General features: G+C 48.3%; 10 protein-coding genes and 1 riboswitch. Of the genes, 5 read left to right on the forward strand and 5 right to left on the reverse strand.

The features are described from left to right. Positions 1–21: 21 nt before the first annotated feature. The 4 genes from thrA (at position 22) to P2H89_RS27370 (ending at position 5,903) form a co-directional block, all read left to right on the forward strand. Positions 22–2,466, forward strand: a complete 2,445-nt coding sequence (gene thrA, locus P2H89_RS27355; protein WP_275833115.1) for a bifunctional aspartate kinase/homoserine dehydrogenase I — start codon at positions 22–24, stop codon at positions 2,464–2,466. A gap of 76 nt (positions 2,467–2,542) precedes the next feature. Next, positions 2,543–3,508, forward strand: a complete 966-nt coding sequence (locus P2H89_RS27360) for a homoserine kinase (protein WP_275833117.1) — start codon at positions 2,543–2,545, stop codon at positions 3,506–3,508. A 38-nt stretch (positions 3,509–3,546) separates the two neighbouring features. Then, positions 3,547–4,848 (forward strand): threonine synthase, encoded by a 1,302-nt coding sequence (gene thrC / locus P2H89_RS27365; protein WP_275833119.1) that lies wholly within the window; start codon positions 3,547–3,549, stop codon positions 4,846–4,848. 95 nt (positions 4,849–4,943) lie between these two features. Beyond that, entirely contained in the window at positions 4,944–5,903 is a 960-nt protein-coding gene (locus P2H89_RS27370; protein ID WP_275833122.1) for a DUF2167 domain-containing protein, read from the forward strand. A gap of 104 nt (positions 5,904–6,007) precedes the next feature. Here P2H89_RS27370 and P2H89_RS27375 read toward each other — a convergent pair whose 3' ends face one another. The 5 genes from P2H89_RS27375 to P2H89_RS27395 all read right to left on the reverse strand — a co-directional run bounded on the left by P2H89_RS27375 (position 6,008) and on the right by P2H89_RS27395 (position 11,034). Beyond that, positions 6,008–7,264 carry a homoserine dehydrogenase gene (locus tag P2H89_RS27375; protein ID WP_275833124.1) on the reverse strand — a complete coding sequence of 419 codons (1,257 nt, stop codon included), beginning with the start codon at positions 7,262–7,264 and terminating at the stop codon, positions 6,008–6,010. Between the two features lie 87 nt (positions 7,265–7,351). Then, complete coding sequence (gene queF / locus P2H89_RS27380; protein WP_275833126.1) at positions 7,352–7,804, reverse strand: preQ(1) synthase; 453 nt, start codon at positions 7,802–7,804, stop codon at positions 7,352–7,354. 31 nt (positions 7,805–7,835) lie between these two features. Further along, positions 7,836–9,017, reverse strand: coding sequence for a PLP-dependent aspartate aminotransferase family protein (locus P2H89_RS27385; RefSeq protein WP_275833128.1), 1,182 nt, complete (start codon positions 9,015–9,017; stop codon positions 7,836–7,838). A 281-nt stretch (positions 9,018–9,298) separates the two neighbouring features. Continuing rightward, a riboswitch (SAM riboswitch) is annotated at positions 9,299–9,413 on the reverse strand. A gap of 234 nt (positions 9,414–9,647) precedes the next feature. Continuing rightward, positions 9,648–10,313 (reverse strand): porin family protein, encoded by a 666-nt coding sequence (locus P2H89_RS27390; RefSeq protein WP_275833130.1) that lies wholly within the window; start codon positions 10,311–10,313, stop codon positions 9,648–9,650. Positions 10,314–10,362: 49 nt separating this feature from the next. Then, positions 10,363–11,034: an OmpA family protein gene (locus P2H89_RS27395; protein ID WP_275833132.1), complete on the reverse strand. Its 672-nt coding sequence runs from the start codon at positions 11,032–11,034 to the stop codon at positions 10,363–10,365. Between the two features lie 165 nt (positions 11,035–11,199). Here P2H89_RS27395 and uvrA point away from each other — a divergent pair, with 165 nt between their 5' ends. Continuing rightward, the gene (gene uvrA, locus P2H89_RS27400) at positions 11,200–14,085 is read left to right on the forward strand and encodes an excinuclease ABC subunit UvrA (protein ID WP_275833134.1); all 2,886 of its coding nucleotides are present in this window, start codon (positions 11,200–11,202) and stop codon (positions 14,083–14,085) included. The last annotated feature ends 1 nt before the right edge of the window (position 14,086 follow it).

Genomic DNA, 14,086 nt, shown 5'->3' on the forward strand with positions numbered 1-14,086 from the left:
ACACAACTAATCATACACGATATGCAGGTCTTAAAGTTCGGTGGAACCTCAGTAGCCAACGCCGACAACATCAATAAAGTAGTAGCCATTCTTCAACAAGCTATACAGCGCGATAGAACGGCTGTTGTGGTCTCCGCCTTCGGTGGCGTTACTGACCTACTGCTGAAAGCCGGCGCCCTGGCCGCTGCGGCCGATGAATCTTATAAAGATGTGCTGGCAGCCATCGAGCAACGCCATATAGAAGCTGTAAAAGTATTGGTGCCGGTAGCCAAACAAAGCAGCATCCTGAGCTGGGTAAAACAACGCTGCAACGAGATAGAAGATATTTGCAACGGGGTATTCCTCCTCGGCGAACTGTCGGACCGGACCCGCGATAGGGTCGTAAGTTTCGGTGAACTGATCTCCTCACAGATCGTTGCCGCCAGGTTGAAGGCAGCAGGTGTAGAGGCAGTATGGAAAGATGCACGGGAGCTGATCATCACCGACGATAACCATGGGTATGCGGCTGTGGATTTTTCGGTTACCGATTTCAATATCCGGACCTACTTCGCTGAAACAAAAGAAAACCTCCTGGTATTTCCGGGTTTCATTGCCTCCAATGCGGCCGGCCTTACTACTACCCTTGGACGCGGTGGCTCTGACTATACTGCCGCCATCCTCGCCGGTGCCCTCGATGCCAAAGTACTCGAGATCTGGACTGATGTAAGCGGTATGATGACTGCCGATCCACGGCTCGTAGCCAACGCCAAAGTATTACCCCATATCTCCTACCAGGAAGCTATGGAGCTTTCTCACTTCGGCGCCAAAGTGATCTACCCACCCACCGTGCAACCGGTCATGAAGAAAAGTATTCCTGTATGGATCAAGAATACCTTTGAGCCCGAAGCTCATGGAACCGTCATAGAAAATGATGTAACCAAAAGAAATGGCAATAATATCCGCGGTATCACCAGCATTAACAAGATCGCGCTGTTAAGCCTTGAAGGGAGCGGTATGGTCGGTATCCCCGGCTTTTCCAGGCGTTTGTTTGAAGCGCTTGCCGGCGAACAGATCAACGTGATCCTCATTACCCAGGGCTCATCGGAGCATTCCATTTGTGTGGGTATCGATGAGGCCTACGCAAAAGACGCAAAAGTGGTTGTCGATAACGCTTTCTCGTACGAGATCGAAACCGGGAAAGTAGATCCCCTCGTAGTTGAATCAGGCCTTTCGATCGTAGCGCTGGTGGGTGACAATATGAAGAGCCACCCGGGCGTGAGTGGAAAAATGTTTGGTGCCATCGGTCGCAATGGTGTCAACATACGGGCTATTGCACAAGGATCATCAGAACGCAATATCTCGGCAGTGATTGCCGCTGCCGATGTGAAAAAGGCGATCAACGTATTGCACGAAGAATTCTTTGAAACTACCTATAAGCAGGTGAACCTGTTCATTGCCGGTGCAGGTAATGTGGGAAGCAAGCTATTATCGCAATTGCAGCAGCAGCAGGCTTACCTGCAAGAGCAGTTGCGGTTGCAGGTAAGGATCGTGGGTATCGCGAACAGCCGTAAAATGGTGTTCAATGATGAAGGGATCAACCTGGCGAACTGGAAAAAATTGCTGGAACAGGGCGATGCTATGGAGCTCGATAAATTCATCGATATCATCCGGTCAAAAAACCTCCGCAATGCTGTATTTGTCGATGTTACCGCCAACGACCAGGTGGCACAGGTCTATGCACGCCTCCTTGAAAAGAGCATATCGGTAGTGGCTTGTAATAAAGTAGCTTGTTCATCTGCCTATTCCTACTACAAAAAGCTGAAAGACCTGGCCCGCGAGTTCAACGCCTCTTTCCTGTTCGAGACCAATGTAGGCGCCGGCCTTCCTGTAATAGGTACCCTGAATGACCTGATGCGCAGCGGTGATGTAGTGAACAGGATAGAAGCAGTACTCAGCGGAACCCTCAACTTTGTGTTCAATAACTATAATGGCGAAAAGAGCTTTGCCGATGTTGTAAAGCAGGCGCAGGATGAAGGATATACCGAACCTGATCCCCGCCTGGATCTCAGTGGTACCGATGTGATGCGTAAGATCATGATCCTGGCCCGGGAAAGCGGCGAACGTCTTGAAATGGACGACATCACCAATAATTCTTTTATGCCGCCTTCCTGTATGACAGGTAGCGTGAATGACTTTTATGCGGAAATGGCAAAGCAGGAAGAGCATTTTGCAGCACTTTATCAGCAGGCGGTAAAAGCAGGCAAGAAGCTAAAGTTTGTTGCCAAATACGAAAACGGTAAAGCGGCAGTTGGCTTACAGCACATCGATCCCCAGCACGATTTATATCACTTATATGGAAAAGACAACGTGGTATTGTTCTATACCAACCGGTATGCCGAACAACCCCTGGTGGTAAAGGGCGCTGGAGCAGGAGCCGAAGTAACCGCCTCTGGCGTATTTGCCGATATCCTCCGGGCGGCACATTAAAGTTCCGCCCCCGACACTAAATCAAATCAGCGTAGCAGGAACTGTGAGCAGGCGTTCACGATAATAAACCGAAAAGATGAAAGCACAATTGATCAAAGATCATAAAGTGGAAGCAGGAAAAGCCGTCAAGGTATTTGCTCCCGCCACCGTGGCCAACCTCGTGTGTGGTTTCGATGTACTGGGCATGGCCCTGCACAAACCACAGGACTTGATGGGGGTTAAGCTGCGGGAAGAGCCGGGCATCACCATTCAGCATAGTGATGGCTATCAACTGCCGGTAGAGCCGGAAAAGAACGTGGCCGGCGCGGCATTGCTGGCCCTGCTGGAAGAGGCGAATACCCCATTTGGTTTCGATATCACCATCGACAAGCGCATTAAGCCCGGATCGGGGCTCGGCTCCAGCGCTGCCAGTTCGGCCGGCGTAGTGGTGGCGGCCAACCATTTATTGGGAAATCCTTTCAGTAATGAAGACCTGGTGCGGTTTGCGATGAACGGTGAAAAGGTCGCCAGTGGGGTAAAACATGCCGATAACATTGCGCCTGCTATTTACGGAGGCATCACCCTCATCCGGTCCATCTTTCCCCTCGATATCGTTCAGCTCACCGCGCCGCCTTTATATGTAACCGTGGTGCATCCGCAAATTGAAGTGCGTACCTCCGATGCACGGCAGATCTTGCGCAAGGAAGTACAGCTTAAAAATGCTATCAAGCAATGGGGTAATATCGCCGGGTTGGTGACCGGCTTCCTCAAGAACGATTATGGGCTTATTGGCCGCTCGCTCGAAGATGTGATCATTGAACCCGTGCGCAGTATGCTCATACCAGGCTTTGATGAAGTGAAGAAGTATAGTAAAGAAGCGGGTGCACTGGGTGGAGGCATATCCGGATCGGGCCCTTCCATATTCATGCTCAGCAGGGAAGAAAGTACCGCACAGCAGGTAGAATATGTAATGACCGAAGTGTATGTCAAATTGGGCATCGACTTCAAGACCTATGTAACCACCATCAGTTACGATGGAGTAAAAGTTATGGACGCGGAGTAATCCGGATCAATTAACCAACGCAACAACACAGGAACGACATGCGCTATTACAGCTTGAACAGACAATCGCCCGACGTTGATTTCAAGGAAGCAACTATTCGCGGACAGGCGCCCGATAAAGGACTCTATTTCCCGGAACAGATCCCAGTCATAGACCCTGCCTTCTTTAAAAATATTGATCAGTTCAGCAATGAAGAGATCGCTTTCAGGTTCATCAATCCCTATGTAGCAGGCGCCATGCCCGATGATGAATTGCAGCGAATCGTTGCCGAAACCATCAATTTCCACATACCCCTGGTGCAGGTGAAGGATGATACTTACTCACTTGAATTGTTTCATGGACCTACCCTTGCTTTCAAAGATGTGGGTGCCAGGTTCATGAGCCGGTGCCTGGGGTATTTTGCCCGTGAGCGAAGCGAGCGGGTAGTGGTGCTGGTGGCCACCTCGGGCGATACGGGCGGGGCAGTGGCCCATGGATTTTACAATGTGCCGGGCGTGGAGGTGGTTATTTTATATCCATCCGGAAAAGTAAGTTCGGTACAGGAAAAACAGCTCACCACTCTCGGTAAAAACATACATGCCCTGGAAGTAAAAGGAAGTTTCGACGATTGCCAGCAAATGGTTAAGCAGGCCTTTGTCGATGAGTCGCTTACCTCCAGGATATTTCTCACTTCTGCAAACTCCATCAACGTTGCACGTTGGTTGCCGCAGCAGTTCTATTATGCACTGGCCTGGAAGCAATGGAAGGATAAGGAAAATCCACCGGTCATCTGTGTGCCCAGCGGCAATTTTGGAAATATCTGTGCCGGTTTGCTGGCCCACCGCAGCGGACTTCCGGTAAGCCATTTTGTAGCAGCCTGCAATGTCAACGATGTGGTAACACAGTACCTGCATTCGGGGCAATACCAGGCGCAGAAAGCGGTGCCGACTTTGTCAAACGCTATGGACGTTGGCAATCCCAGCAATTTCGTACGCATATTGGAGTTGTTCAACCACGAATTTGGCAACCTTACCAATGTACTCAGCAGTTTTAGCATTTCCGACGAAGAAACCAGGACGACCATTAAGGAGGTCTATGATCGATACCGCTACCTGGCCGATCCGCACGGAGCTGTAGGTTACCTTGGCTTGCAGCGATACCTGGACAGCCACCCGGGTCAAAAGGGCATGTTCCTCGAAACGGCCCACCCCGTGAAGTTCTACGATGTCGTGGAACCTGTAATCGGAGCGCCCGTGCCGTTACCCGAAGCCGTACAGGCCATTGTGCACAAGGTTAAACAGAGCCGGATAATTGAGTCTGATTATGAGGCATTAAGAGCGTATTTGCAGGAGAGGTATTAGTACCGGTAACGGATATTCCCTAAGATGGGCATCTAAAAGTTTTCTTGTTCGGGGAAAAAATGGTTATTTGTGCCCATAAACCCCAACTCTCCAACATGAAAAAGTACCTTTTATTAGTGTTCGCCATGATGGCGATCCATGTGCTCTATGCCGGTGATGAAGATTCACTCAAACTGATGCGTGAGAAGTATCAGCAGTTTGCCGATTCGATCAATTCGACCCTTAAGTATGAAACAGGAGTTATTACGCTGCCCAATGGAGTAGCAAAACTCAATGTGCCGAAAGGGTTTAAATACCTCAATGCCGCTCAAAGCAAATTTATTATTTCGGATATCTGGGGCAATCCCCCCAGGGAGGGCATCGATGGAATGATCTTCCCGGAAAATGGCGATCCATTCAGTGATAGCAGCTATGCGTTTGTAGTTACCTACGATGCCATGGGTTTCGTTAAGGATGAAGATGCCGATGAGATCGACTATGATGATATGTTAAAGGGATTCCAGGAAGGTGAAGTAGAGGAAAACAAAGAAAGGGTGAAGGAAGGCTATGAACCCATTCATATGGTGGGCTGGGCGCAAAAGCCATTTTACGATAAGGATAACAAAGTATTGCATTGGGCCAAAGAATTAAGGTTTGGAGCAGATGCTGCAGTGAATACCCTAAACTACGACGTGCGCATACTGGGTCGCAAAGGCGTACTCTCGCTCAATGCCGTAGCTTCCATGGGCGAACTGTCAATTGTTAAGAAAGACATCGACCAGGTGATGCATATGGCGACCTTCACCGAAGGAAATGCTTACAAGGATTTCGATCCCAAGATTGACCAGGTGGCGGCCTGGACCATCGGCGGCCTCGTGGCCGGTAAGGTGCTCGCCAAAGTAGGAGTGGCTGCTTTCTTCCTCAAGTTCTGGAAATTGATCGCTTTGGGGTTTGTAGCAGCCGGCGGCTTTATCGTAAAATTATTCAAGCGTAAAAAGAATACAGAAACGGAGCCGGAACCGGAGCCTATTTCTGTGGAGAATACCGAAAAGCCTGAAGAAAACAACAACGCATAAGCCTTCACCGGCAACAAATAAAGAAGCCCTCTTGCTAAAGTAAGAGGGCTTTGTATTTCATGCAAATACAACAACAAAAAACAGACGAACAAAAGACTTTATGCTTAGATGATACCCGCCAGTTCAAGACTTTTCTTCTTCAACTTACGGATCTCTACATCTTCAATGATCGCTTCGGGAGAGAGAATGAGTGAGGTATTGTTTTCCTTCCACCAGCTGGTATCGCGTAATTCTTTGAAAGGCAAAACGCCTACCAGGTACTTCCTGTCGGTTTCGGCATGCCATTCCTCGATCCACTCAAACCTATCCTTGGGGATGTACTTCCAGTCGTCGAAACTCACATACGCCCGTACATAGAAGTCGGTCGTGAGTTCCTGGGGAACGTGGTGATACAATTTTTTGTATTCGTACTTGTATTGATAGCGGAGGGCCGAAAGGTCGCTCAACACAGCAGAAGCCGTGGGGAAGCTGCCGGCGCCTTTTCCATAAAAGAATTGCTTGTCGGCAAACCCGCTTTCAATCACCACACCATTGTATTCATTCTTGACGAATGCCAGGTGGTCGTCGTGTTTAATGAACTGGGGTAGTACAAAGGCAGCTACCTTGCCATTCTGCAGCTTTTTCGCCTGAGCTACCAGCTTGATGTCGAAGTGCTTTTCTGCGGCAACAGAGGCATCGCTGCCCTGAATATTTTGAATACCATTGAAAACGATATTGTCCGTGCTTTCTACAATACCATAAGCATGCGTAAGCAGGAAGGCCCATTTGTTCACCGCATCGTATCCTTCAACATCCAGCGAAGGGTCGGTTTCTGCAAAACCCAATTGTTGAGCCAGTAATACCGCTTCCTGGTAACCAAGCTTATCTTCGAACATTTTCGTAAGAATAAAGTTCGTCGATCCGTTAACGATCGCTTTGATCGAGTGCAGCAGATCGTTATCGTAATATTCCTCGAGATTACGGATCACCGGGATAGAAGCGCAGGCTGCGGCTTCATAAAGCAGAGAGCGGCCGGTTTTCTGTTGAAGGCCCAGCAGCTCGGGCAGGTTTTCTGCGATCATCTTTTTGCTCGCACTCACCACGTCCTTCCCATTTTTCAAGGCGGTAGAGACGATATCAAAAGCGGGCACTGATTCATTGATCACCTCAACGATCACGTTGATCTCGGGATCATTCAGTAGCAGATCCTTATCCGTGGTGAACAGATCAGCTGGCGCTTCTCTTTTCTTGCCGGGGTTTTTGATACACACTTTCTTGATGGTGGCCTTCAGTGAAGGAGTTTGTTGCAACACCTTGTACAAACCTTCACCCACTACGCCAAATCCGAATAATCCGATTGTCAACTGTTTGTGAGCTTCCATTTACTATTGCGATTTTTTTTATGTTCCTGAACTGTTAATTGTTGTTGTTGTTGTCTTTATTGCACCGGCAATCGCCCGTATTTCGTGTTACATAGAAACTGACCATTCATCCTCGATGCTTTGCCAGTCATTGAACTTTTCCTGGCCGCCCCGGCTCTTCCAGTCCGAATCGATGGTGAGCTTGGAGCTGATGCCACCGCGTGGGTTACAGATCATTACCAGCCTGAGCCGCTCGGGATCGTATACCTTTAACAGATCATCATAAATAATGTTTATGAGGCGTTCATAAGACACTACGATGTTGCGCAACTGAAATACATAATGTTTGAAAGATTTCAGTTCGATGATCTTGTCCTTAGGGTAGAATGTAAGGTATATGACCGCGAAATCCGGCTGCTCCTTTACACCAAGAAAAGTAAATTCCGGGATCTTTATCTTGATCTCATATGCCTGCCTGGTAGGATTCGGGATCGCTACCAGTAGTTTGCTGTCGATGTCTTTATAAGTCTTTACAGGTTCTTTAACAGTTTCGGTGGCCATAGTTGGTTTTATTGAAATATTCCTAAGAGTGTTATGCCAGGGTTTTATCCAAAGTGATAGATGCGTGTTGCAGGCTTTTGTCCAGAGCAGTTTGAAGGTCCTGGATAAGGTCTTCAGCTTCCTCCAGGCCAATGCTTAAACGGAGCAGGCTGTCCGATACGCCTGCTGCCCTGCGTTTCTCCGCGGGAATAGATTTGTGGGTCATGGTCGCCGGATGGCTGATCAAACTCTTAATGCCGCCCAGGCTTTCTGCCAGCTTGAACAGATCGGTAGAAGTGGCAAAAGCACTTGCCGCTTCTGCCGTGTCGTTTTTGAGACTAAAGGAAACAATTCCACCAAAACCTTTGGACTGCTTTTTAGCAATCTCATGGTTTGGATGAGTAGAAAGACCGGGATAGTAAACCTTGTCTACTGCGGGATGATCTTCCAGGAATTTTGCCACTTCCAAAGCGGTTGCGCAATGTTGGCGTAAACGCAGGTGAAGGGTCTCTATTCCACGTATCACCAGCCAGCTGTCGAAGGGGCCGAGGATGGCGCCACAGGCATTCTGGATGAATTTAAGGCGGTCGCCAACAGCTTTGTCTTTCGCTACGATCGCACCGGCGATCAGGTCGCTATGGCCTCCCAGGTATTTGGTCACGGAATGCACCACTATGTCTGCACCGAGCAGCAATGGCTTTTGCAGGGCGGGGGTAGCGAAGGTATTGTCTACGCAAAGCAGGCAATTGTGTGCTTTGGCGATCCTGGCAATAGCTTCAATATCCGAGATCTTCAGGGTAGGGTTGGTCGGTGTTTCGAGCCAGATCAGCTTTGTTTGAGGAGTAATAGCGTTGAAGACATTCTCGGGGTTCGAAGTATCGACAAAGTTGATCTTGATCCCAAATTGCTGATATACCTGCGTAAACAAACGGTAGGCGCCTCCGTAAATGTCATCAACGGCAATGATCTCGTCACCGGCTTTCAATAACTTGGCAACGGCATCGATGGCGGCCAGACCGCTACTGAATGCTAATCCAACTTCTCCGCCTTCCAGTTTCGCCAGCAGGCTTTCCAGCGTAGCACGTGTGGGATTGCCACTGCGGGCATAGTCATAACCCTTGTTAACGCCCGGGGCTTCCTGGACAAAGGTGGAGGTTTGATAAATGGGTACAGAAATAGCGCCTGTTAATGGATCTACCGGAATGCTGTGAATGAGTTGTGTTGTCGCTTGCATGATAAACAGTTTTTTTTTCCTTCCGTCTCGGCAGAGATCGTACGAACGATGTTAAATGTGTTGAATAGACAGTGTTCTGCGACAGCACTTATCAAGAGAAAGTTCTTCGGAAGAGATTTTGCGGAGTGGTTCCTTAACCGGTAGGCCGGTGCGTTGCCTGCTGATCGTGCAGGTGTTGCAGGCCAACCCCTTTGGGTAAGTACCAAAACAAAAAAGCTCTTCCGATGAGTCAGAAGAGCTTTTCAAATATGTTGTAACAGTATTATAGAAGCTATTGATCTGACTTATCTGTCTCCAATTTGCATTGGAGCTGGACGTGGCACCTTATCTCGCTTGCGCGCAGACAGGTTGTCAAGGCTTCATCGGGCCATTTCCCTCAGCCTTTCTTGATAAGAGATGTTTAAAGAACTGGTGCAAAGATATAACGGGCGAATAAATTTCCAAATTTCTTTTCGAAAAGAACGGGTTTATGTCTGCCGGACGAATTGAATGCCAGGCCCAAAAGCTTAAGTATGATTTGGTTAGCAAGATTTATGGCCAGTGCAAATGATCGTCTCACCGCCTACGGTACTTTAAAAGAAAAGGCTGCCCATACGGGCAGCCTGCTATATAAGATGGTCGAAGATGAAATCAGAACCTGTAGCCCAGAGAAATACCGAAGCCGGTATTTTGGGTATGGTTATCTTTCTTATCTACACCATCAATTTTAGGATTGATGTTGGCCAGGCCTAACTGGGCATTGAGTTGAGCAGAGAGCTTGCTGCTGAATTCGTAGCCTACCAATAGGTTGCCACCAAAATCGAATCTGCGGACGGTGTACGGCGCTTTAAGAATTTCTGCTCCGGTTAGCTCACTGTCAAATTCCAGGTCAATGTCGCCGTCATCTGACTTGATTTTACCTCCAAGGGCGTATCCAAGATATGGACCGGCGCCCAATAACAGATTGCCGTTTCCCAAAATCGGCTTAAACACGAAATTGATTGGAAGTTCAAGGTAGTTGATATTCCATTTTGTGTTGTCATTGTCATCTGCCTTTGCTCCTTTTGAGGTGAACAACAGGCCCGGTTGAAGGTAGAACTCGTCGGCCAATGGCACTTCTACATTAATGCCAGCATTAAACCCTGTCTTGATCTTGTTATTCAGGTCCCTGCCGGCAGCTTCACCATTCAGGTTTTGAAAATTCACACCAGCGCGGATACCGAAAGTAGAACCGCCTGCGGCTTTCTTCGATTGGGCATGAGTAATAAAACTTCCTAACAGACAAGCAGAGATAAGTGCGATAAGCTTAGTTTTCATTTGCTATTGATTTTGTTAAAAATGCTCTTCATCGGTAAAATGAGGAGTATTAGTTGCCGGCTTCTTTTTTAGCCTCTTGTTTCATTTTATCGTTGGCGGTGATCAGGAAGTTTACGCGTCGGTTTTGTGCACGTCCTTCTTCGGTATCATTCGAGGCTACGGGGGCAGTTTCACCATATCCCTTGGTGGTGACCCTTGAAGAAGCGACACCACGTCCGCGCAAATAAGCAGCCACAGCAGAAGCCCTTCTGTCCGACAATCCCTGGTTATATGCATCAGCGCCTTTGCTGTCGGTATGTCCCTGGATCTCGATATTGGTATCGGGATATTCCTTCAACACCTGTACCAGCTTATCAAGATTGGTTTCAGCACTTGCCGAGAGATCAGATTTGTCAAAGCCAAACAGGATCTTGTCGCTGAATTCCACTACAATTCCTTCACCTACACGCTCCACCTTGGCACCAGGAACCCTGTTCTCGATCTCCCGCGCCTGTTTGTCCATTTTCTTACCAATAAGGGTGCCACTTACGCCACCAACGGCGGCGCCAATAATGGCTCCCAATGCTGTATTACCTGCTACCTTTCCTACAACGGCTCCAACCGCTGCTCCGCCTGCAGTACCGATGACGGCTCCTTTTTGTGATTTGTTCATACTCTTACATCCGCCCAATAACATAGCGGCGGCTACGATTGCTGTGAGGGTGTTCTGAAGTGGTTTCATAACTAGATTTTTATTTAAAGTAATCCAGATCACCCCTTTCAAACTTTATACCACAATGCCCAAAACTGCCATATCTGCCTGAAAATGAGAAAGAAAATCCTCAATTGCGGGTCAACCATTCGGTCTGGCATTTGTTCTTATCTTTGACCCTTCCCAAAAATTAATATGGCGAAAGTTAAAAAGGCAGTGCCGGTAGACAACGGACAATCCGGCAGCAAAGCATCTAACGATGCGATAGAAGTGTATGGAGCCCGGGTACATAATCTCAAGAATATTGACATTAGTATTCCCAAAAATAAGCTGGTGGTAATTACGGGTATCAGTGGCAGTGGTAAATCATCACTCGCCTTCGATACCATTTATGCCGAAGGGCAGCGAAGGTATATGGAAAGCTTCGGAGCCTACGCCCGCCAGTTTATTGGCGATATGGAAAGACCCGAAGTCGATAAGATCACCGGTTTGTCACCCGTAATTTCCATCGAGCAGAAGACCACCAACAAAAACCCCCGTTCAACAGTAGGGACGATTACGGAGGTGTACGACTTCATGCGCCTGTTGTATGCAAGGGTAGGGGAGGCCTATAGTTTCAACACGGGCAAAAAAATGGTGAAGTTCAGTGAAGAAGAGATCGTCGATAATGTCTATAAAAAATACAGGGCGAAGAAGATCACCGTATTGGCGCCGCTGATACGTGGGCGTAAAGGTCATTACCGGGAGCTCTTCGAAGACATCCGCAAAAAAGGGTACCTCAAAGCCAGGATCGATGGAGAGATCAAAGACCTCGTACCCAAAATGCAGGTCGACCGGTATAAGATCCATGACATCGAAGTGGTCATCGACCGGTTACCCGTTACCGATGATATGCGGGTACGCCTCGCCCAAAGTGTACAGAAGGCCCTGCAGGTGGGTAAAGACCTCATGTTCCTGCAGGTGAATGACGATAAAGTTATACAATACTCCAAGTTGTTGATGTGTGAAGACAGTGGTATCAGCTACGAAGAGCCATCTCCGAATACCTTCTCTTTTAATAGTCCGTATGGTGCTTGTCCGGTTTGTAAAGGGCTCGGCAACGTGTACCAGATCAGCCTGGAAGCGATCATGCCCGATAAGAACCTCTCGATCAATGAAGGCGCCATCGCGCCACTGGGAGCCGAACGCGATGCGCATGTATTCAAGCAGGTACAGCAACTGGCAAAAAAGAATAAGTTTAGCCTCGATGCACCAATAAAAGACCTGCCGAAGAAGTCATTGAACCTGGTATTGTATGGTGCCGAAACACCCCCTGAAGAAGAGGAGCAAGTCGATTTTGATGAAACGGCCACGGGCGGCCCTCTGTACCAAACTGAATACGAAGGTGTGATACCACAGCTTAAACGCTGGTTTGCCGGAGGCAATACCGATGCTCTAAGAGATTGGGTGGAGCAGTTCATGGAACTCAGGGTTTGTAGCTCCTGCGATGGAGCCCGCCTTAAAAAGGAAAGCCTCTGGTTCAAGGTCGATGAAAAGAATATCTCCGAGTTGAGCGAGCTCAACCTCGATAAATTGATGAAATGGTTCACCGGCATTGAAAGTCGCCTGAGTACTAAACAGAATGCCATTGCCAAAGATGTGTTGAAAGAGATCCGTGAGCGGCTGCAATTTCTGCTCGATGTGGGTCTCAATTACCTTACGCTCAACCGGGCATCCCGTACGCTGAGTGGCGGTGAGTCTCAGCGCATCAGGCTGGCCACGCAGATCGGTTCACAGTTACAAGGTATTACCTATATATTGGATGAGCCGAGTATCGGTTTGCACCAACGCGATAACCAGCGGCTCATCGAGGCGTTGAAGAATCTGCGCAATATCGGTAACAGCGTATTGGTCGTGGAGCACGATAAAGATATTATGCTCGCCGCCGATCACCTGGTCGATATAGGCCCTAAAGCAGGTTTTCATGGTGGCAGGGTAGTGGCACAAGGTGATCCTACTGCCTTGCTGAAGCTGGATACGCTCACCTCTTCCTATATCAATGGGCACCGTGCCATCGTTGTTCCCAAAGAGCGTCGCAAAGGCAATGGGAAGTTTCTGGAGATCAAGGGAGCTAAAGGCAACAACCTGAAAAATGTAGATACCAAATTCCCGCTCGGTAAGTTCATTGTCGTTACAGGCGTCAGCGGCAGCGGAAAATCAACCCTGATCAACGAAACCCTGTATCCGATTTTGAGTAAACATGCTTACAACTCCAAAATGAACCCGCTGGAGTATAAAAGCATTAAAGGCCTCGAACATATCGATAAGGTGATCGAGATCGATCAGTCGCCCATTGGCCGTACCCCGCGGAGCAACCCGGCCACTTACTGCGGCTTTTTTACCGATATACGAACATTGTTTGCATCTGTTCCGGAAGCAAAGATCAGGGGCTACAATGCAGGCCGCTTCTCCTTCAATGTTAAAAGCGGTCGTTGCGATGTTTGCGAAGGGGGCGGTATGCGTGTTATTGAAATGAACTTCCTGCCCGATGTATATGTGCATTGCGAAAAATGCCAGGGCAAACGATATAACCGGGAAACCCTCGAGATCCGTTACAAAGGGAAGTCGATCAGTGATGTATTGGATATGACCGTCGAGGATGCGGTAGAGTTCTTTCAGAACGTACCCTACATATACCGTAAGATAAAGGTGCTGGAAGAAGTGGGTCTTGGATATATTACACTTGGTCAAAGTGCAGTAACGCTCAGCGGGGGTGAGGCGCAACGGGTGAAGCTGGCAACAGAACTGTCCAAGAAGGATACCGGTAAAACCTTTTATATACTGGATGAGCCTACTACAGGACTCCATTTTGAAGATATACAGCACCTGCTGGATGTTCTTTATAAACTGGTCGACCGGGGTAATACAGTACTCGTGATAGAGCACAATATGGATGTGATCAAGGTTGCCGACCATTTGATCGACCTGGGTCCCGAAGGAGGTGATGGGGGTGGAAAAATCCTATTCGAAGGAACACCGGAGGATCTTTTGAAAGTAAAGGAAAGTCATACCGGGAAATTCCTGAAAGAAGAATTGAAATAAT

This window comes from Paraflavitalea sp. CAU 1676, from assembly GCF_029223285.1.
GTDB lineage: Bacteria > Bacteroidota > Bacteroidia > Chitinophagales > Chitinophagaceae > Paraflavitalea.

Coding starts and splice junctions, on each gene's coding strand:
- P2H89_RS27385 (WP_275833128.1), bottom strand. CDS start 9,017: ATGCAAGCGACAACACAACTCATTCACAGCATTCCGGTAGATCCATTA.
- P2H89_RS27390 (WP_275833130.1), bottom strand. CDS start 10,313: ATGAAAACTAAGCTTATCGCACTTATCTCTGCTTGTCTGTTAGGAAGT.
- thrC (WP_275833119.1), top strand. CDS start 3,547: ATGCGCTATTACAGCTTGAACAGACAATCGCCCGACGTTGATTTCAAG.
- P2H89_RS27360 (WP_275833117.1), top strand. CDS start 2,543: ATGAAAGCACAATTGATCAAAGATCATAAAGTGGAAGCAGGAAAAGCC.
- thrA (WP_275833115.1), top strand. CDS start 22: ATGCAGGTCTTAAAGTTCGGTGGAACCTCAGTAGCCAACGCCGACAAC.
- uvrA (WP_275833134.1), top strand. CDS start 11,200: ATGGCGAAAGTTAAAAAGGCAGTGCCGGTAGACAACGGACAATCCGGC.
- P2H89_RS27375 (WP_275833124.1), bottom strand. CDS start 7,264: ATGGAAGCTCACAAACAGTTGACAATCGGATTATTCGGATTTGGCGTA.
- queF (WP_275833126.1), bottom strand. CDS start 7,804: ATGGCCACCGAAACTGTTAAAGAACCTGTAAAGACTTATAAAGACATC.
- P2H89_RS27395 (WP_275833132.1), bottom strand. CDS start 11,034: ATGAAACCACTTCAGAACACCCTCACAGCAATCGTAGCCGCCGCTATG.
- P2H89_RS27370 (WP_275833122.1), top strand. CDS start 4,944: ATGAAAAAGTACCTTTTATTAGTGTTCGCCATGATGGCGATCCATGTG.